General features: G+C 35.5%; 11 protein-coding genes. 3 read left to right on the top strand and 8 right to left on the bottom strand.

Annotated features, from left to right (window positions below):
- Positions 1 to 37: 37 nt before the first annotated feature.
- Positions 38 to 2,143 carry a lamin tail domain-containing protein gene (locus IPI31_08790; protein ID MBK7567911.1) on the bottom strand — a complete coding sequence of 702 codons (2,106 nt, stop codon included), beginning with the start codon at positions 2,141 to 2,143 and terminating at the stop codon, positions 38 to 40.
- 135 nt (positions 2,144 to 2,278) lie between these two features.
- Between IPI31_08790 and IPI31_08785 the strand changes: the two genes are divergently transcribed.
- Entirely contained in the window at positions 2,279 to 3,814 is a 1,536-nt protein-coding gene (locus IPI31_08785) for a CotH kinase family protein (GenBank protein ID MBK7567910.1), read from the top strand.
- Positions 3,815 to 4,516: 702 nt separating this feature from the next.
- On the opposite strand, the gene IPI31_08780 is transcribed toward IPI31_08785, so the two are convergent.
- From IPI31_08780 to tsaD, 4 genes are all read right to left on the bottom strand, one after another.
- Positions 4,517 to 4,993 (bottom strand): hypothetical protein, encoded by a 477-nt coding sequence (locus tag IPI31_08780; protein MBK7567909.1) that lies wholly within the window; start codon positions 4,991 to 4,993, stop codon positions 4,517 to 4,519.
- Between the two features lie 182 nt (positions 4,994 to 5,175).
- Entirely contained in the window at positions 5,176 to 8,931 is a 3,756-nt protein-coding gene (locus IPI31_08775) for a T9SS type A sorting domain-containing protein (protein ID MBK7567908.1), read from the bottom strand.
- Between the two features lie 380 nt (positions 8,932 to 9,311).
- Positions 9,312 to 9,731 carry a thioesterase family protein gene (locus IPI31_08770; GenBank protein MBK7567907.1) on the bottom strand — a complete coding sequence of 140 codons (420 nt, stop codon included), beginning with the start codon at positions 9,729 to 9,731 and terminating at the stop codon, positions 9,312 to 9,314.
- A 27-nt stretch (positions 9,732 to 9,758) separates the two neighbouring features.
- Positions 9,759 to 10,769, bottom strand: a complete 1,011-nt coding sequence (gene tsaD, locus IPI31_08765) for a tRNA (adenosine(37)-N6)-threonylcarbamoyltransferase complex transferase subunit TsaD (GenBank protein ID MBK7567906.1) — start codon at positions 10,767 to 10,769, stop codon at positions 9,759 to 9,761.
- 46 nt (positions 10,770 to 10,815) lie between these two features.
- On the opposite strand from tsaD, the gene IPI31_08760 reads away from it, so the two are divergent.
- The gene (locus IPI31_08760; GenBank protein MBK7567905.1) at positions 10,816 to 15,492 is read left to right on the top strand and encodes a translocation/assembly module TamB domain-containing protein; all 4,677 of its coding nucleotides are present in this window, start codon (positions 10,816 to 10,818) and stop codon (positions 15,490 to 15,492) included.
- Between the two features lie 458 nt (positions 15,493 to 15,950).
- Here IPI31_08760 and IPI31_08755 read toward each other — a convergent pair whose 3' ends face one another.
- From IPI31_08755 to IPI31_08745, 3 genes are all read right to left on the bottom strand, one after another.
- Positions 15,951 to 16,304 carry an STAS domain-containing protein gene (locus IPI31_08755; protein MBK7567904.1) on the bottom strand — a complete coding sequence of 118 codons (354 nt, stop codon included), beginning with the start codon at positions 16,302 to 16,304 and terminating at the stop codon, positions 15,951 to 15,953.
- A gap of 18 nt (positions 16,305 to 16,322) precedes the next feature.
- Positions 16,323 to 16,820: a transcriptional repressor gene (locus IPI31_08750; protein ID MBK7567903.1), complete on the bottom strand. Its 498-nt coding sequence runs from the start codon at positions 16,818 to 16,820 to the stop codon at positions 16,323 to 16,325.
- Positions 16,821 to 16,897: 77 nt separating this feature from the next.
- A complete protein-coding gene (locus IPI31_08745) occupies positions 16,898 to 19,102 on the bottom strand; it encodes a bifunctional (p)ppGpp synthetase/guanosine-3',5'-bis(diphosphate) 3'-pyrophosphohydrolase (protein MBK7567902.1) in 2,205 nt (734 codons plus the stop codon).
- A gap of 460 nt (positions 19,103 to 19,562) precedes the next feature.
- Between IPI31_08745 and IPI31_08740 the strand changes: the two genes are divergently transcribed.
- Complete coding sequence (locus tag IPI31_08740; protein ID MBK7567901.1) at positions 19,563 to 21,488, top strand: ABC-F family ATP-binding cassette domain-containing protein; 1,926 nt, start codon at positions 19,563 to 19,565, stop codon at positions 21,486 to 21,488.
- Positions 21,489 to 21,642 lie beyond the last annotated feature (154 nt).

Raw genomic sequence — 21,642 nt, 5'->3', positions numbered from 1 at the left:
ACATCCCCGGAAAAAATTAATTCAATAAAAAGTTTCCTTAATTAATAAAAAGCTTTTTTGTTTCGATAAAAGAATCGGTTTTAATACGGATAATATACTGTCCGGGTATTAGATCTGTTAAATCCATTTCCAATTTACCGTTTGTGTTATCAAAAACTTCACGATAGACCTCCGTACCAAGAATATTATAAACTTCCACTTCCACATCAGTATACATGTCCTGAGCAACTACGATCTGAAATTTGCCGTTTGATGGGTTCGGATAAATTTCTGTTTTTGATGAAATTTCCTCATTAATTTCAGAACGCAACGGAAGTGTTGTAAAGTTCGCAATAGGAGAAAATGCAGAACTTGACGCACCACAAATTGTTTTAACTTTATATTGATATACAGTGTTTGCCAATAATCCCGTTAAATTTTTTGATGTTGTAGTTGCATTTTTTTTCAACCATGCACCACCACCAACAGGACGATACTGAATTTGATATTTGGTAGCGCCTGCAACAGCGATCCAATTTATTTTTGCGGAAGAATTGGTGATCATATTTACAAAAATTCCCGTAGGAACAGCGCAACCACATCCGTCGAAAACATGGGTATTTAAACCTGAAAAATTATTTGTTCCAAGAACGTTCCACTCTGTGGCGCCGATAGTCCAATCTAATTGTCCCATCTTAATATTGCTCTTGCGTGAGAGTGAATTATTTGTTGTTGAACCAGCAGCAACCATCCAACCACCGGGTCCGGGATCAACACCAATAATTCCGATCTTATCTATCATATCAGGTCCCTGATATAAAACAACTGCATCATTACCATCAAAAGCAGCACCGCCACCAACTGTATCTGCTTGAGCTAATAAAGCAGGATTTGCATCTTCGGGAGTTATCACATACGCATCACCGGCAGCCAACATTCCATTACAATTAAAATAATAACTCGGTCCTAAATTTCCATTCAAATAAATTTGCACCCAATAATTTGAAAGATCAACTGCACTCGGTGTTGGATTATATATCTCTAAAACTTTATTATTTGCTACACCCGATCCTTCTCCGTATTGTGAAATAATTAAATTACTGCAATCAGCAATTACCGGATCATCATTATCATCAATAAACATTAATTTAAAATGTGGTTCACCAATGGAACAGCCGGGTGATACACTGTCAATTTCTAAATAAATTGCATCCTGATATTCCGGATTGATGTCATTCAAGATTGGGATAGATATTGTTTGTATAATTCCACCTCCAGCAGAAAATGAAACCTCTGTTTCTTCAGGTAATATAAAATCAACTCCATTAATAGCACTTGTAACATCGTGATTAATATGAATAAATGCATTACAATCATGGGGAGTTGCAATTTGGACGTCAACGGAAATAGTTCCAACTCCCTCATCATAAAATGGCAATTCTGAATTGAAATTAATTACCGGAATTGGAATTGGATCTGTGTGCGCATTGAGTGTAATATTATCCAAACCTATTTCATCTCTGTTTCCAGTAAAACCTATTACATCATCGCTGGTCCATTTTAAATACATTGTACCTCCATTTAAAAAGGAGAGGCCAGGAATTGTAACAGATCTATTAAATGTATATAATAAAAAATCAGCTGCACCAAAAGAGTTAAAATCTGCAGAGGGTACATTAGTAAAACTGATATTGTCGAATGAATAAGAAAGTTTTAAGGAGGTAGATCTTGCTTCATTATTATAATTATAAATAACATAGGAAAAATCTACAGATGTAATTGTAGTTCCTGTAATATTTAAATATCTAGTTGTAATAGTTCCGGGAACGAAATCTGAGGCTGCAGGTTGAATATATAAAGCCTGATTTCCCAACCCGCCACTATACCCATAAATACCACCAACAGTAACATTTCCTCCCGTTACTCCGCGAGCATAATCACCTGTTGTTCTAGTTCCTCCAAAAGCAAGGTTGCCATCAGAAAAGCCTGTAATTTGCCAATTGTCCGCATCCAATTGTCCACTTGAAGGTGTGGGAGCAAATCCTGAACCTGTAAAACCGGTGAACGTTTCAACAACAGGAGTTCCCGGAATTATAATGGAAACCTGTGCTGTACTTGAGATGCAAACGGAAACCAGCGCTGTGTAGAGTAATAATTTTATCATAGGTTGACAATTTTTGTTTCAGGTAACCAAAGATAATGCCCTAATTTTAAGCTTTTATATCATCAGTCACCAGAAAAATATATATAATAACCCTTTAAACCTTACAGCCGACCATTAGTCAAAGTAGAAAAATTCATGAATTTCCTGAGAGCCCTCCTAATTTTCCTATTACCTTCCTTAACTTTTGCCCAAGATCCCGGAGACCAAATTTTTTCCGAAAACCAGGTGCTTACTATTGATCTTCAATTTTCTCAACCCGGATTCTGGGACTCTCTGGTATTGAATTATGATACGGAAACTTATATGAAAGCATCTGTAACAATAACAGATAATCTTGGTGATACTTCATATTCTGAGATTGGAATAAGGTTAAAGGGCAATTCAAGTTATGGCCATCCCGGTGAAAAAAAATCGTTTAAAATTGACTTTAACAGATATATTGATACATTTGAATACGATGGAATAAAAAAATTAAATTTTAATAATTGTTTTAAGGATCCCACATTTATGCGGGAGAAAATATATTATGATATCTGCAAGTCGGAAAATATAAATGCACCTAGAATTAATTATGCAAATGTTTACATGAATGATATTTTTTGGGGATTTTACACAGTGGTGGAACAGGTGGATGATGAATTTTTGAAAACGCATTTTGACGACAAATCAGAAAATCTATTTAAGGCCGGAGATGCATTCGGAATGGGTGGCCCCAGTGATGAGGCCGATCTTAAATATTACGGGACAGATCAATTGGATTATGACGGTAAATATACTTTAGAAAATAATACAGATGAAAATAATTGGTCCGACCTGATTACATTAGTCGATTTTATTAATAATTCCTCCGATGAGGTATTTGTTGCTGAGCTTTCAGAGCATGTTAATGTAGAGCAATTAATGAAAAGTTTTGCGCTGGGTAACCTGTTTGCAAATCTCGACAGTTATTTAAATTCTGCGCGTAATTATTATATATATAATAAAGATTCTACAGGCACCTGGGAATGGATCAACTGGGATTGTAACGAGGCATTTGGATCGTATCCTGCAGGTGGTGCTGTAACAGATATGACGGAATTGGATCCATACTATTTCGGATCAAACAGACCATTATTGGAACGTATCGTTAGTATAGATGCCACAAAAACAATTTATGAAGAATACTATTGTGCATTGCGTACTTCTTATTTTACCGATAGTTACATTCAAACTCAAACCGACCAACTTTATACATTAATTCAACCGCACGTTTATGCCGACGATAACAAAATGTATACAAATTCAAATTTTGATACAAATATTGAAAGTGATATCACTGTTGGTGGTGGTCCGGGCGGAGGAACAATTTATGGACTTAGGTCGTTTATAAGTGAAAGAAATGATTGGCTTGATAATGTTATCGACTGTTCGGAAATTACAAATAATATTTTAGAAAATTCGGAAACAAAAATTCAAATTTTTCCAAATCCGGTTCAGGATATTTTATATTTTGAATATGGGGAATTAGGAGATTCGCCTGTTGTAACAATTGTGAATATGCAAGGGATAACACTCTTCAATATGACAATGCATGAATCTATATTAAATGTTTCGCAATTAGCGGCTGGGATGTATGTATTAAGGATAGAGACAGAAGGCGATCCAATTTGTAAAACGTTTATTAAACTTTAGGTATTATTTCTGATAATTTATCGTCAAACTCGGGAGACCCCGAATAAGAAAATCTAGGATAATTTATTTTATCATGAAATTTTATGCTTCGAATTTATATTTCTATTAGGGTCAAACTGTTAGAAGATTTTCTATTCGGATACATCTCGGGAGACCCCGAATAAGAAAATCCAGGATACTTAATTTTAACATGAAGTTTTATGCTTCGGATTTAAAATTCTATTTAGATCAAACTTCTAGAGGATTTTCTATTCGGGGTAAATCCAACTAATTCAATAGCAAGGTTGGTTTAAATAATTGTCGTCAAACTCGGGAGACCCCGAATAAGAAAATTTAAGATACTTAATTTTATTATGAAGTTTTATGCTTCGAATTTAAAATTCTATTTAGGTCAAACTATTAGAAGATTTTCTATTCGGGGTAAATCCAACTAATTCATTAGCAAGGTTGGTTTAAATAATTGTCGTCAAACTCAGGAGACCCCGAATAAGAAAATTTAAGATACTTAATTTTATTATGAAGTTTTATGCTTCGAATTTAAAATTCTATTTAGGTCAAACTTTTAGAGGATTTTCTATTCGGGGTAAATCCAACTAATTCAATAGCAAGTTCGCTGCGCTGCTTGCTATTGAATAAGTTGGATTAAAAAAAACCCACCTGTCAGAGCGACAGATGGGTGTAATCCTAAACCACACATTTTTATTAAAAGGTATAACGGATACCTAATCCGTATCCCATATCAAAATCATCGTTAATTATTCCAAATTCCGGCCGACCATCTAAACTGAGCTGTAGCGGAACTTCACTAAAATTGTATTCAATTCCTAGTTGCAAATCAAAATTTAGGAACACGCCGTCATTAAAATCATCATCATCTGAAAAATGGCCATTTAAATCTCTTGCACCAATACTTCCACCTGCACCAACGTACCAATTAAACCCACTTTCGATCTCATGCACCCATTGATATAATAAGGTGAATTTAAATCCATCAGCATATCCATCATCAAAAAAAGCAAGGTCAAATTCCAATCTGTTGGGTCCCCCGATATATTGCTGATACGAAATTTCTGCTTGCGATCCATCTCCTCCTCCTAATCTTATTCCGAGTGCATTTGACTGCGCTGAAATACTACTAAAAGTGAAAAAACAAAGGGCAATTAAAATATACGTTTTCATAAATACATCTCTAATTTCCACTTATAATGCAAATTGAAAGCCATTCCCTGAAATTCATTAAAAACGGGGAATTTGATCGATTTTTTTAAAAAAACTGTGGAAAATTTTCCCGAATCGGATGAGATATACCACAAAAAACTCCGCAATTGCTTGCGGAGTTCCATCTATTCACATTTAAACCACTATTGTTTGATAAATTTCACTGTGCCCACAGTTTTAAATTCATCATTGATATTTAATAAATAAACACCCGGAGGTATTTGTTCAACATTTAATTCAACATTTACTTCCCCATCCTCAACATTTACCATTTTGTCTTCAACGATCCTTCCCATGAGATCGATAATTCTGATATTTAAGATACCGTTCCTGGAATTGGTAAAAGAAACATTAACCATATCAGTAACCGGATTAGGATAGATATTTACATTTTCAACCAAAGTAATTTCATTTTCCTCCTTTAAAAAGAGTGTGGTAAACAACATTATGGAGGTGTAATCTTTCCAACCTGCAGCGCATTGTGTTTTCACTTTCCATTGATACACAGTATTTGCCGTTAAGCCTGTTAATAATTTAGAGTTAGTTGTTGTAATAACATCTGTCCATGTTAGATCAGTCAATTTTTTATAAGAGATCTGATATTGCAATGCACCCGGAACCGTATTCCAGTTTAAGGTAGCTTTAGTAGCGGTGATCAATGTAGTAGATAATACATTCGGTGAGGTACAACTGGTTCCTGCAGAAGGAGTAATAAATATTTTTTCTCCGGAATAGGCTGTCCAAACTCCATCACATAAAGCTTTAACTTTCCAGGTGTACGATGTATTTGCAAGTAAACCTGTAAGTTCTTCGAAAGTATTTTCCACTGCCACTGTTGTCCACGATCCACCAACTGTGGTTTTATATTGCACCTCATAATTCATGCTACCCATATTATCCCATATGAGCATAGCGTGAGTGGACGTTAATTCATCTTCAAATAAATGTTGTGGTATCTGACAATTGCAAGGAAGACATACATTGTCGATTCCCTGTTCATCGGAAGGTCCGGCTTTTAATCCCTCCGAATAAATTTTAATTATAATATAATCATAACCTGCACCGAAATTTACATTTTGTGTAAAAGTCTGCCAGTTATAATTAACCATTCCATACTCATTATTCAACAATACAGTGGAAGAAAAAGCAAGATCATTATTATTCCATTTTTGAACATTGCTTTCCGTAGTAACATCCGGATCTATGAATTCACCATTAACACCCAAAATTTCACATACAAGATGATTGCCTGCGGCTCCGCCTCCTATATTTTTAGCTTGAAACGAAAATTCTATTACACCTCTTAAGGCTTTATCATTTTTTACGATCTGAATTAAAGGTCTGTTCCATTTATCACTTAAAAATATTGCAGCCTTTCCATTTTCAATGCTCCAGCTACCTTTTTTTAACCAACCAATACCAACAAATTCTTTTGTACTTTTAGTTAATGAAAAATCGAGAAGTCCCCCTGTTTCAAAACCCGAGTTCGTTAATATATTTTCGTAATCAATTGCTGTAACTATTATATTTTTTGTTACTGATGATGTTTTTCCCTGGCTATCGTATACGGTTAATACAACGCTGTAAGTACCTGGCGTATTAAAGGTGTGGACAGGATCCAATCCAAATCCTGTAGTGCCATCACCAAAATTCCAGGAATATGATGCAATCCCATTACCTTGCCCGGCGGTAGTAACAAACGGATCAGAATCTGAAGATAAAATTCCATTTAACTTAATTGTATTTCCGCCTGTAAATACAAAAGCAAAATCAGCAGTAGGTAATACATTTGGAGTTATAGCAGTAAAGGAAGGCGACCCGGATATTTCAAAATATTTTGGAAATTTATAATATTCTGAGGCACCATATATATCTGTACCTTCCTCCGGAGCAATATTATATAAGTTATTGTTATATATTCCTCCTATCACCTTTGTATTTCTATAATTATATTCTGCTTCGTCCGCACTTTGAAGGTCATCTGTTCTTCCGGCTACTAAAGCACGTTTCCATCCCTTGACCGTTAAACCTTCATATATTACCTGACCTGTTACTGTGCTTGAAATAAAGGCAAATCCGCCCATTGGATTTCCTGTTATCCAATCGCTGGTTTGGTATTGATTATTAATATCACCCAGCAATAAACCATTTTTAAGATGTATTTGTCCTGAATATTTAATCGAAATTCCTGCACCGAGTAAATTCCAGAATTTAAAATCCTCCACTACACTAAAAATAGTATGTGTATAGGGATCATATTCCAACATTGAAAAATCTCCTATATTGTCGTTGTTTAATAAATGTGTCCAAAATGCAAGTGCACTATTACAATTATAGGCGATATTACCCTCAAATTTTCTCAATGGAACAACAGCGGTGTATATCGAATCATCAGTTCCGGCAATAACGGAATTTAAAATATTTGTTTTTGGAATTTTAATTCTATGTTCTGCGGGTAAACTTCCATCATCGCTGAAAACTTTATATGCATCACCGGCACAACTAGTAGCAATATTGTCTTCGTAGGAAACATTGGAACTTTGAATCCAAAAGCCGTTCCCCTCAAATCCAAAATCAAAATTAGCAGTACGCGATTCAAAATCAGTAACCAGCGACGCTTTTTTTCCTTTTATTGCTATATTTCTATTAAATGTACCGAGCTCGTTTCCATCCTCAGTTACAAATGCAGCACCTCCAAAATCAAATACAACATTATCATCAATATTCGCATTACTTTGATGATTTACAATACCCCAGCTTGTGGCGTCTACTATTGCACAACCTTTAATTAAGGCAGGCACCACGCCTATGTTATTTGTTCCTGCTTTATGCAAATGCAGACTATACCTTCCTCTTACATTTTCACCACCACTTAATTGATTTCCAAATTCATCCACAACAGGAGTGGTTACCAGAATATTTTTATCTGATCTTCCAAGTCCGTTAAATGCTGCATTAGAAATACTCTGTGCAACATTATGCATCAACATTACATGTGCTCGTTGATTAATTGGAATAGTGGTATAATTCTCTGACTCAAATATTACATTTCTTGTGACATTTGCAACATATAAACGCAAGCCATATCCGGTAGGAAATTTATGCTCATATTGAAGTGAGTTTCCACCCGTTGCGTTATTTGTGAAATAAATTGTTTTGGATGCTATGCTTGAAATTGTTAATACTTCATCATGAAATTTTGAATTATTTTCAAAATCGTTAATGCTCGTACCATAAGTTCCCGGTAAAACAATTTGATCTCCAACCTGCCAACCTGTTGGAATTTCGGCGAGTTTTAAATTGGATGCACCGGCAGAAATATTTTTTGATATTGCGCAAATGGTTTTTTTGTAAAATCCATTTACATTCGTAAATCCATGACTGATCAATCCTTTACCAAATTCAAAGGGGTCGTCGCTAATATCTATTGCACCTTGATCGGAAAATATAATTTTTGCTGTTACTCCATTTATTACCGGTGTGGCAGCAGTACCAATATTCAAATGTCCAACCGGATCAACTACTGCGGTGATAACTTTTAATTTAGTGTTTACTGTTGATGAAAAATTCAAGGTGCCAATTACGCGCACCCAATGAATTTCCACTTCACTTACCGCATCATAGGTAACCGTTAAACCTGAATCTATAACAACTTGAGCATTTGTTCCCGGAACTGATAAGACATTCCAAGTTGTTGGATTAAACCACGAACCATTATTAACTGCAATATGAGTTGCACCGTCATAAGGAACTAAGGCGAAAACCGCACAATGTTCATCATGCATCATTTCATCATCGGGATGAGCCCCACAATCTTCCATTTGAGTGTATGCGTTCGTGGTGAGGAATGCGGTGAATAAAAATAACACAGCAGTTTGTAGCAGATACACTTTCTTCATCTGATTGGTTAAATTTAAGAGTGAATAAAAAATAGTGCGGAATCCCGGAGTGTGGCGTGTGAAAAAAGCGGATTTTGTGTGGATAGACGCAGGAAGTATCTAAACAGATGCAAAGCTACTCAATTATTTTCCTGTTTTTATTTATTATTTATTACACTATATATAAATGTGTGACTAACCAATACTACAATAAATATTTGTGGTATTAAAATATGTGAAGGACTTTTCAATAATTAAATGGAGATTAATGAGATTTAGGTGACTTAAATCACTCTTTGAAAATTAATAAAATTGTAAAAAATTAGTATTTAATTGTAGCGGATGTTAACGGGTGTAAGAATCGCAATAACATATATATCAGGAAAATAGTTCCAATGCATTTATACATTTAATTTTTGATAAAATTTATCCGGGATAGAGACCACCTTCTTCTTCTCATAATCGTAAAACACGATCCCGGTTTTTGCAATAGCTACAACTCTTCCGCTACAAGAAACACGGTAAAAAAGGTCAAAAGCCACCCGGGTGAATTCATCAGCCGCAATTTCTATTTTTAATCTTTCTCCATAAAATGCCTCGGTTTTAAATTGGATGGCGGCATCGGCCATAATAATTCCGACACCTTCTACATCCATTTCACTGTAGTTGAAGTGTTTAAGAAATCGAACTCGCGCTTCATGTAAAAGGGATAACATCGTGTCGTTGCCTAAATGGCCACCATAATTCAGATCGGTTATTCTTATTTTTATCTCTGTGGCGAAAATATTTTTTTCCGGAAAATTTATTTGAATTCTAGCCATATTGTGATTTTATATTTTAATAAAAGTTTATTGCAAACCTGGAATTCTGGCCAAAGGAATTATTGTCTGATCTTCAAAATCTCCTTCCAAATATTTATAGTATCCGGCAATAGCTATCATTGCGGCATTATCTGTGCAATATTCCATTTTGGGAATATGAACGGTCCATCCGAGTTCTTTCCCTGTATTGACGAATTGTTTACGCAATTCACTGTTTGCAGACACACCTCCGGCAATTGCGATCTGTTTTATTCCGCATTGTTTTGAGGCGATGATCATTTTTTTGAGTAATATTTCCACAATACTGTGTTGAATTGATGCACACAGATCATTTAAATTCTTTTCAATAAAATTTACATCTAATTTTTTTTGAGCCTGCAAAAAATATAAGATTGAAGTTTTTAACCCACTGAATGAAAAATCCAAACCGGGTATCTTTGGTTCAGCGAATTTAAATTTTAGCCGGTCTCCCTTCTGAGCAAATTTATCCACCAAGGGGCCACCCGGATAATTCAACCCTAACATTTTGGCAGATTTATCGAAAGCTTCCCCTGCCGCATCATCGATGGTTTGACCTAAAATCTCCATAACCGACGGGCTTTTTACCAATACTATCTGAGTGTGACCACCACTTACCGTTAAACATAAAAAGGGAAATGATGGTTTTGGATCTTCAATAAAATGAGCCAGAATGTGTGCTTGCATGTGATGCACACCGATCAATGGTATGTCCAAAGCCAAGGCAACCCCCTTTGAATATCCGGCCCCAACCATTAGAGAACCAAGTAAACCAGGTCCTTTAGTGAAAGCAATGGCATCAATTTGACCCAATGTAATATTTGCTTTTCTTAGCGCTGCCTGCACAACAGGAACAATATTTGCCTGATGAGCCCGTGAAGCAAGTTCAGGAACCACCCCGCCGTATTGTTCATGTATGGTTTGATCGGCAATACAATTGGATACAATTTGTCCATCAATCAATACAGCGGCGCCGGTTTCATCACAACTAGATTCAATTCCAAGGATAGTTACAGGCATACAATGTCGTAATTTAACCCCGCAAAAGTAATACGGTAATTTAAAGGTGCAGAAGATATTTACATACTGGCATATTTATTCTCTCTTCAGAAGGATATTGGTTATACTTTTTGTGAGTTTGCTCGGACTGTTTTTAGCGATCTATTTTATACTCAAAATACCGGCAGTTCAAAACTGGGCTGCACATAAAGCCACTTCCATTCTCAGCGAAAAATTAAATACCAAGGTTACTTTGGATGAGGTTAGTATTAATATTTTCAATCACCTGATATTGGAGGGACTGTATATTGAAGATCAAAAAGGCGACACTCTTTTGTATGCAGGAAAACTGGAGATCAACATTGGAAGCATTAACCCAATTACAAAAAATGCCAAACTCAAAAATATCAGTTTGAGTGATAGTTATATCAACCTTTACAGCACTTTACCCGATTCCACGTATAATTTTGGATTTATTGCAGATGCTTTTTCTTCCGGTCCGAAAGATACTACAACAATTAAAAATGAAGAGGGTGGAACAACATTTCAGGTTGCCTTGAATAAAATAACCATCGACAGAACCCGATTTAAAATGCATGATGAAGTGGGCGCTTCAGCAATGGATATGTATATAAGTGAATCTGAAATTTTTATAAATAAAATTGATCTGAATAAATCAGTTTTGGCTCTTGAAAAAATTGAGTTTGATGAAACCATATTTAAACTCACTGCTTTATACGATACTATCCCTTCCGATAAAGAAGAAAGTTATGATACAATTCATATTGGATTAGGTAATTGGGATATAGAAACCGCACAATTATTACTCAACAATTGCGGATTTAGTTATAAGGATGATAATTCTACGAGCAATCCCGATGGTATGAATTTTAGTGACCTCGAAATAACTGAATTGAATATAGATATGTCGGATATTATTTATTCAGGTGACACTATATTAACTACGATCAATCGCATTTCTTTAAAAGAAAAATCGGGATTTCAACTGGATACCTTAACAGCCAACGTAATTTTTTCAGCTTATGAAATTACACTTTCCAATTTATTAATTGCAACTCCGCATTCTTCTATCAAAGATCAAATTGGAATTTCATTTAATACACTAAACGACTTTGATCGTTTTGAAACAGATATACGCATGAATGCAGATTTTAAAAATTCTGTTATTTCGAATGTAGATCTTGCTTACTTTATTCCACAGCTAAAAGAATACGATATAACACTTGCACTAACAACCAGAATATATGGAACCTTAGGAAATATAAAAGCACGTGATTTTGATGCAGAAGTAGAAGGTATAGGTGGGGTTAAAGGAACTTTAGATATAAAAGGGTTGCCCAATATTGATGAAACTTTTCTCGATCTGAAATTAGAACCTTTATATGCCGACATGTATGCTCTGGATGAGTTATTAGGACCAAATACACTTCCTGCAAATTTACTTACACTTGGCGAGGTAAATTACACGGGAAGAGTTACCGGTTTTGCATACAATCTTGTTGCATTCGGAAATTTAAATACTGATCAGGGGGGTGTATATTCCGATATTAATTTCACCTACGATCCTAAAGTTAAATCCTCTTCTTTCAGTGGAACGTTAAATACCACAGCATTAAATGTGGGAGTTATTGCAGGTTCGCCTGAGCTGTTGGGTAAGGTGAGTATGGAAGCCACCGTAAATGGAAGTATAGCCGCAGACAATACTGCTGAATTTGATGTGGATGCTACAGTAAATTCTATAGAATTTAATAAATATACTTATAGCAACATTGAAGTGGATGGTGAATTAAAAAACAGTTCTTTTAAAGGGAATTTTACAATTGACGATCCTAATATTGTTATGGCATTTAATGGAGTTGTTGATTTTGCGGATACTCTTCCCGTATATAACTTTAAAACAAAAATTAGTCGCGCCAATTTAATGCAACTAAATCTTTACGATCAACCAATTGTTTTCAGTGCAACTGCAACTATGAATACAATAGGAAATACTATTGATGATATGACCGGTTCTGCAAATTTTGGTGACCTTTTGTTAATTAGAGAAAAATATATTTACCGGTTGGATACACTGGTTATTAATTCGAGTTATGTTGAAAATAAAAAGGTGATAGATGTAAAATCTACGCTTATCAATTTTAATATCACCGGCGATTATGCAATAAGTGCACTACCCACTGCAATAAAAAATATGGTTGGGCATTACACAACCGGAAAGTCAGATTCTATTATTTCTGTGCAAACCGCAGAATATACGATCTCTGTAAAAAATGCCGACAGACTAATGGCAATATTTTACCCTGATATTCAAATCGTACGAAATCTTACAGTTACAGGGAATTTTAATACAGGAATAAATGAATTTAACACAAGGATCAGAGTTGATGAATTGGAATACAAAACCATGCATTTTGATACTTTGTTATTCGAGGCGCGAACTGTAGATAATGCACTTGGATTTTTTGCGAGATTAAACTCCACCCAAATAAATAAAGAGACCGAAATTCCAATAATTCGTATGGATGGAACATTTGCAAGAAATGAATTAAATTACAATCTGAAAGTGGGGAAAGATACTGACGAAGACCGGATAAATTTGAACGGTGCAATTAAATTTGAAGATTCCCTCATAGCCTTCAATATTCTTCCATCCGAAATATATTTTCAAAACGAAAAGTGGGATATACTACCAAATAACTCACTGCAATATGTAAACAAAAATATAATTGCAGACAATTTTACATTGAACAGCGGTGACAAATTGATAAGCTTAACCAGCAGCGCAGATGACAAATACAATACGGTATTAAAATTAAAAGTAAATAAGATTCCAATTGGAGAATTGGCTGAAGCATATGTATTACCTGGTGAGCAGGTTTCCGGAAATTTAGATGCATCGTTCACCATCGGGAATGTATTGACCAAACCCAGTTTTATTGGTGGTTTAGAAATTAAAGAACTCACCCTTAACGATGTTGTATTAGGCGATATGAAAGTAAATGCTTCCCTGATTCAACCGAGCTTTAAATTGAAATTTAATTCCACTTTATCAGGCGATAATGGATTTACCACGGATGGATATTATACTTTCGGCGAAACGGACAGTATTGTATTAGAAGCAAATTTACGACGCACGAAATTATTGATCGTAGAACCATTTTTACGCGGAATTTTATCAGAAATGGATGGTGATATCACCGGCAAACTCAATATTGCAGGTCCGGTTACACGACCTGAAATGCAGGGTAGTTTAACCATAAACCAGGGCGAGGCAAATATTGATTACTTAGGAGTGAATTATTTTTTCCCCGAATTAAAAATAAATATTGATAAAAATAAAATTGAGATCCCTAAAGCTGCCATTCATGATAAATTAGATAATAATGGAACTTTAGAAGGGGAAATTACTTATTCGAATTTTAATAATTGGAATTTCAAAAAACTTCAGTTGATATCGGATAATATTTTATTAATGGAATCCACCCCAAAAGAAAATCCGGATTTTAACGGGTATGTTGTCGGAAAAGTGAATGCCAATATCACGGGAAAATTAGATGCTTTAAATATTGCTGTATCTGCAACTCCACATGCTAAAACATTGGTAAATTTACCGATCTATGGCTCGGGAAATGTTAAAAAACACGATTTTATCCGATTTGTAAATCGCGCTGATACCAATTTATTAAAATTGCCTGACGAATTAAATCTTGCCATTGTAACAATAGATCTTAAGTTAAATGTAACACCTGATGCCCAAATAAAAATTATTCTCAACAGTGAAGGAACGGAATTTTTGTTGGGTCGAGGTTACAGCGTTTTGAATATTCAGGCGAACTCTTTAGGCAATGTAAAGATCTTTGGAGATTATCGGATCACAGAAGGTTTATATGATTTTACGTTTCAAGGATTATTCAACAGACCATTTACTGTTGTGCCGGGAAGTACAATAACATTTGACGGTGACGTAGACAGAGCAACATTGGATCTCAAAGCTCAATATACCGCAGAAAAAGTTCCCGTAAGCTCATTAACCGCTACAAATACTCAGGAAACATCTGACGTAAATGTATTAATACTCATCACCGGAACATTAGAGGCTCCACAAATTAATTTTGATCTTGAAATACCTAAATCAGGCGGATCGAGTAATGCAGATTTTACACGAAGAATTCAGGAAGTGGAATCTGATAAAAATGAATTAAATAAACAGGTTTTCGGATTATTGATCACAAAAAGTTTTTTACCTCAGGATATTACAACTTATAATCCTGTTGGCTCAACGGCATCGAACACACTTAATGAATTTATGTCAAATCAGATCACAACATATTTTCAAAGTGTATTAAGCAATTTCTTAAAAGATACAGAAATCGATTTTGGATATGATGATATTCAAACCGGCAGTTATAATTTTACAGATGAGCAGGGAAAACAGTTTGAATTAGATTTGAAACGAGAGATCAACGAAAACATCATTGTAAAAGTAGGAACTACCTATTATGATTTTGCTTCCGGTGGAGGATCAAGTTCTGCTTCGAGTCTTGCAGGTGATTTTGAAGTGGAATATCTAATTACCGACGATGGGCGCATCCGCGTAAAAGCCTTCCGCATCTCCGAATACGACGCCATCATTGCCAAAAACGACGTCAAAACCGGCGTAGGTATTAATTATACCAAAGATTTTGATAAGGTGAAGGAGTTGTTTCAGAGGAAGAAGGAATGAGGTGGGGAGTGGTGAGTAGTGAGTGGTGAGTATGCTCCGATCTGGGAAAAAACTTTAATCTCAGGATCCTAGCTCCAATGTTATCTGTATCGGATTCACGACTCACGATTGACGATTCACGAAAATGAGTAATGAGTTATGAGTAATGAGTTTGTTCCGGGATGGATTAAAACTTCCGACTCAGATGTAAGTGGTGAGTATGCTCCGATCTGGGAAAAAACTTTAATCTCAAAATCCAAGCTCCAATGTTATCTGTACCGGATTCACGCCTCACGATTGACGATTTACGAAAATGAGTAATGAGTAATGAGTTTGTTCCTACATGTCCCGAGCATTATAAATATAAAAGTCAGATGTGGAATTAAAATTTTAAACGAAAATAAATGCCCCTTTTTAAACCTTACACCCCTTCCTTCCTTTTTTATTCCTTATAACCTTCCCCTTCTCTCTTCGATTCTTCAGATTTTCTCTTTTTCCAAATGCTCTAACGCTTCATCAACATTATCGACAATTGTAAAAAAGGAATTCAATTTAGTGGTTACCATTAATTCAAGTAATAATTTGTTGAGGGAGCACATCACAACTTCGCCATCAAATTTTCGAACCTTGGTTAATACCTTTAGGAAAAAATTTAGTCCGGTGCTGTTAATATATTCCAATTCGCTCATATCGAAAATGATGCGATAGTATTTATCCTCTATCAGTTCTTTAAGTTCGTCGTTGAGGGTTATGGTTTGAAATTCGCCTACTAATCTCCCGTCAAGTTTTATAACTAATGTGTGATTTTTCTTTTTTTGTATTTTGAATTCCATGTTGTTTTTTCTTTCTTGTTACACTTCTGATTTTTCCTGTGCTTTTAATTCATTGATCTCGCGCAACTTCTGACAACTTCCGCAGATGCCATACATGTTCAGCGAGTGATGTGTTATTTTAAAATTCAACAGATCACCCATCATCGATTGGATCTGTTGTATCCTCGGGTCACAAAATTCGACAACTTTTTTGCAATCCACACAAATGATATGATCGTGTTGTTTATATCCATACGATTTTTCATACTGTGCCAGATTTTTTCCAAACTGATGTTTTGTGATCAGATCGCAGGTCAAAAGCAGCTCCAGCGTGTTGTAAACCGTTGCACGACTCACTCTGTAGTTTTTTTGGAGGATGTGAGTATATAAACTTTCTGCATCAAAATGATCGGTCCTGCTGTAAATTTCCTCCAATATCGCGAATCGTTCGGGAGTTTTTCGTAAACCCTTGGTTTCGAGATGTGCAGAAAAAATATTTTTTATTTCTTCGAAGATGGTATTGTTTTCTTGTTTCATATTTTATCTCAAAAAGTTCGTTTTTTGGGCCACGAAGTCGCAAAGAACGCAAAGGTGGCGCAAAGGAAAAAAAATTATCAATTCTCTAATCTTGTTACAGAAATTACGCCCTTCATGGCGCGCAATTTTCTTAATAAGGTTTCTAATTGTTCGGTGTTTTTTACAAAGGTTTTAATGGTTCCTTCAAATAATCCTTCCTTCGCATCCATAACAAGACTTTGCATATTTAATTTCATATCACCCGAAATAATATGAGTAACCTTGTTTACTAAACCAACATCATCCAACCCAGTTACTTTTATCCCTGTTAAAAAGGCGATATCCTTTTGTTGTGTCCAGCGCGTTTTTACAATTCTGTATCCGAATTTACTCATCAGTTCTGTAGCATTCGGACAATTTGTTTTGTGAATTTTAATTCCTTCATTAATGGAAACAAATCCAAACACATCATCACCAACAATTGGATTACAACATTTAGCCAATGAATAGGCAATATTATCCATTGCGTTATCAAAAATTAATAATTCGGCATTAGAAGTTGCTATTTTCTCCATGCGTTCATAATCCACAGGAGCCTCTTTATCAACTGCGGGAGGAACAAGTTTTCCAATGTGTAAAGTAAAATCTTTTAGTTCTTTGAGTGAAATATCTTTCATCGCAATGCGATAATATAATTCCATACTTGTAGGCTGATGATAATATTCCATCAACACCTGAATATTGCGATCGTTGAATTGCGCTTTAATTGCTTTCATGCGTTTTTCCAACACACCTTTTCCTTCTAAAGCAATTGCACGTTTTTCTTCCTTAAGCGCTGTTTTTACTTTACTTCTGGCACGTGAGGTAATTAAAAAATTCAACCAATCCTCATTCGGTTTTTGTTTTTTTGATGCAATAATTTCCACCTGATCTCCATTACTTAAAATATGGCTGATCGGAATTAATCGGTGATTCACTTTTGCACCAATACAATGATATCCAACATCTGTGTGTATCTCAAAAGCGAAATCCAACGCTGTTGCACCTTGCGGTAAAATTTTCAGATCTCCTTTTGGGGTAAAAACATATATTTCTTTGGAGAATAAATTCAATCGGAAATCATCTAAAAATTCCAATGCATTAAATTCCGGATTGCGCAATAATTCCCTTATTTCCCGCAACCAATTATCCAGTGCTTTATCATTTGAACCTTCTTTATATTTCCAATGTGCGGCAAATCCTTTTTCGGCAATTTCATCCATTCGTTTTGTGCGAATTTGCACTTCTACCCATCTTCCCTTCGGACCCATTACTGTGGTATGCAAACTTTCATATCCATTCGCCTTCGGTGTTGATATCCAATCGCGTAATCTGTCGGGATTCGGATGATATAATTCCGTAACCATGGAATATACTTTCCAGCAATCCGATTTTTCAATTTCAACGGGAGAATTTAATATTACACGAATTGCGAAAAGATCATACACCTCATCAAAAACAACTCCCTTATTTTTTATCTTATTATAAATGGAATAAATACTTTTCGGTCGCCCGTACATTTCAAAAGCAAATCCTTCTTTTTCCAAACGGTCGCGAATAGGTTTCATGAATTCATTCATGTAACGTGTGCGTTCACGTTTTGTATCCGCAAGTTTACGTGCAATATCTTTATAAGCTTCACTCTCCTGGTATTTCATACCAAGATCTTCCAATTCACTTTTTATCGCATAAAATCCGAGTCGATGCGCAAGAGGTGCATATAAATATAAAGTCTCCGATGCGATCTTTAATTGTTTCTTGCGCGGCATACTATCCATCGTTCGCATATTATGCAAACGATCGGCAATTTTTATAAGAATAACACGCACATCATCAGCGAGTGTCAGTAATAATTTTTTAAAATTTTCTGCCTGAATAGAACTCGTAAGATCAAATACTCCGGAAACTTTTGTCAGACCATCAATTATTCTTGCAACCTTAATTCCGAATTCCCTTTTGATATCATCCAGTGTGAGTTCAGTATCCTCCACCACATCGTGCAACAAAGCACAAATAGCAGCAGTTGCACCCAATCCCATTTCATTCACTACAATTTGTGAAACTTTTAAAGGGTGAATAATATAGGGTTCACCACTTTTTCTGCGCATATTTTTATGCGCATCCACAGCCATCTCAAATGCAAGACGTATCTGGTTCCGTTCACCCGCGGTCATGTTATTCTTTAATCCGCGCAACAGATTCCGATACTCTTTAACAATGAGTTTCTTTTCTTTTTCTACAACTATCGGGTCTAATGTTTCCATAACTCAATTAGAATTACAAATCTAAATGAAATCGCATTCAGAAAAGTTGATTTTAGTTAACAACGTTTCATTTTGGTTCTGAGTTCAGGGTTCTGAGTTCTGGGTTCTGAGTTCTGGGTTCTGAGTTCTGAGTTCTGGGTTCTGGGTTCTGAGTTCTGAGTTCTGAGTTCTGAGTTCTGGGTTCTGGGTTCTGAGTTTTGGGTTTTGGGTTTTGGGTTTTGGGTTTTGGGTTTTGGGTTTTGGGTTTTGGGGTTTGGGTTTTGCGATGAAAATGGATCTAAATCATAGAGTCGCAATGCATTGCGACTCTACGATTTAGATCCATTTTCAACCACTACTACTGTGACTGAGACCGCGACTGCGACTGCGACTGCAAACTTCCTCTTCATTCAAAACAGAAATTACTTTTCACGTTGAAAGTAAATTTCCACCTGCGCGTCAAACTCCCTACCTTTGCACCGTGAATTATCTTTTAGTTGAGGCACTTTCGAAGACTTACGATACAAAAGTGCTGTTTGAAAATATCTCTTTCGGTATAAACAGAGGTCAAAAAGTTGCACTGGTTGCAAAAAACGGCGCGGGTAAAACTTCGCTCATGAAAATAATTATGGGTAAGGAAATTGCCGATTCCGGGAAATTTACCCTTCGCAAGGGCATAACAACCGGATATCTGGAGCAAGATCCCGACCTTGATGAGTCGCATACTATTCTCGAAAATTTGTTGAGCGGAGATTCTCCTATTATTAAGGCTATAACTGATTATGAAGAAGCCTTAATTGCGCAGCATCATGAATATAACGATGCAACTGCCTTGCAATTAGAGAATGCTCACGAACAAATGACCATTCTGGAGGCCTGGGATTATGAATTGAAAATAAAACAAATTCTTTCCCAATTAAAAATTACAGACCTGGAGCAACCGGTAAATACTTTAAGCGGAGGACAAAAAAAACGTATAGCCTTATCAAAGTTATTAATTCTCGAACCTGATTTTATTATCATGGATGAGCCCACAAATCATTTGGATATTGAAATGATAGAATGGCTGGAGGAATATCTCACCACTAAAAATATGACCATTTTATTGGTTACGCATGATAGGTATTTCCTTGACAGAGTATGTAATCAGATTATTGAATTGGAAGATGGAAAATTATATCAGTACAACGGAAATTTTTCTTTATTTGTAGAAAAAAAAGCTAACAGAGAAATTGCGGAAGCGAGTGAACTTGATAAAATAAAAAATACTTACCGTCGCGAATTGGAATGGGTGCGCAGAATGCCAAAAGCCAGAACAACAAAAAGTAAATCGCGTTTGGATTCTTTTGAAGATATTGCAGAAAAAGCTACGGCAAAGAAAAATACCGATCAACTTAAACTCGATGTTAAAATGACCCGTATGGGTGGTAAGATATTAGAAATGATAAAAGTTTCTAAATCTTTTGGGGATCTAACTATCGTTAAAAATTTTACTTACCTATTTAAGAAGTATGATAAAATTGGTATCATAGGTAAAAATGGTGTTGGAAAAACAACCTTTTTAAATATGATAATGGAATTGGAAAAACCGGATGCCGGAAAGATACAAACGGGTGAAACCATTGTCTATGGCTACTATTCGCAAGATGGAATACAATTAAAAGAAGAAAAAAGAGTATTGGATGTGGTGAAGGATATTGCTGAATTTATTCCGTTGGCCGATGGTTCCAAACTCAGTGCATCTCAATTATTAACACGTTTTCAATTTGCACCGGAAACACAATATGCATTTGTAAGTAAATTAAGCGGAGGAGAAAAACGTCGTCTGTATTTAATGACCATATTAATTAAAAATCCTAATTTTTTAATTTTAGATGAACCTACAAATGATCTCGATATTTTAACTCTCGGAATTTTAGAAGATTTTTTAGCGGAATTTCAAGGTTGTATATTAATTGTGTCCCATGATAGATATTTCATGGATAAATTGGTTGATCACGTTTTTGTTTTTGAAGGAGATGGAATTATTCGTGATTTTCCGGGAAATTATTCCGATTACAGAGAACGTTTGGAATTAGAAAAACAAGAAGCAAAAAATCTAAAATCAGAGCCCGTTAAATCTATCCCGACAAATAATTCTTCCAATGGAACCAATAAAGAAAAGGTCCATGCAAAACAGGAAATTAAAAAAGAAAAATCTAAACTCAGCTTTAAAGAAAAATTTGAATTCGACCAGTTGGCTAAAGAAATAGCTCAGTTAGAAATTCTCAAAAAACAAAACGAAGACAAACTCAACAATCCCGATTTACATCACGATGAGATATATCAAATTTCACAGGAATTGATGAAAACAATTGAAAGTTTAGATGAGAAGAGCATGCGTTGGTTGGAGTTGAGCGACATGTAGTAGATATCCTGCGTCGATCACTACATGTTTCAGTTCTGGGTTCTGAGTTCTGAGTTCTGGGTTCTGAGTTCTGAGTTCTGGGTTCTGAGTTCTGAGTTCTGAGTTCTGGGTTCTGAGTTCTGAGTTTTTTTATTTCTTGATTGTTATTTGTTAT

This window comes from Bacteroidota bacterium (genome assembly GCA_016706865.1).
Taxonomy (GTDB): domain Bacteria; phylum Bacteroidota; class Bacteroidia; order Chitinophagales; family BACL12; genus UBA7236.
Note: the sequence above shows the minus strand (reverse complement) of the source record. Positions and strands in the feature narration are given on the sequence as shown.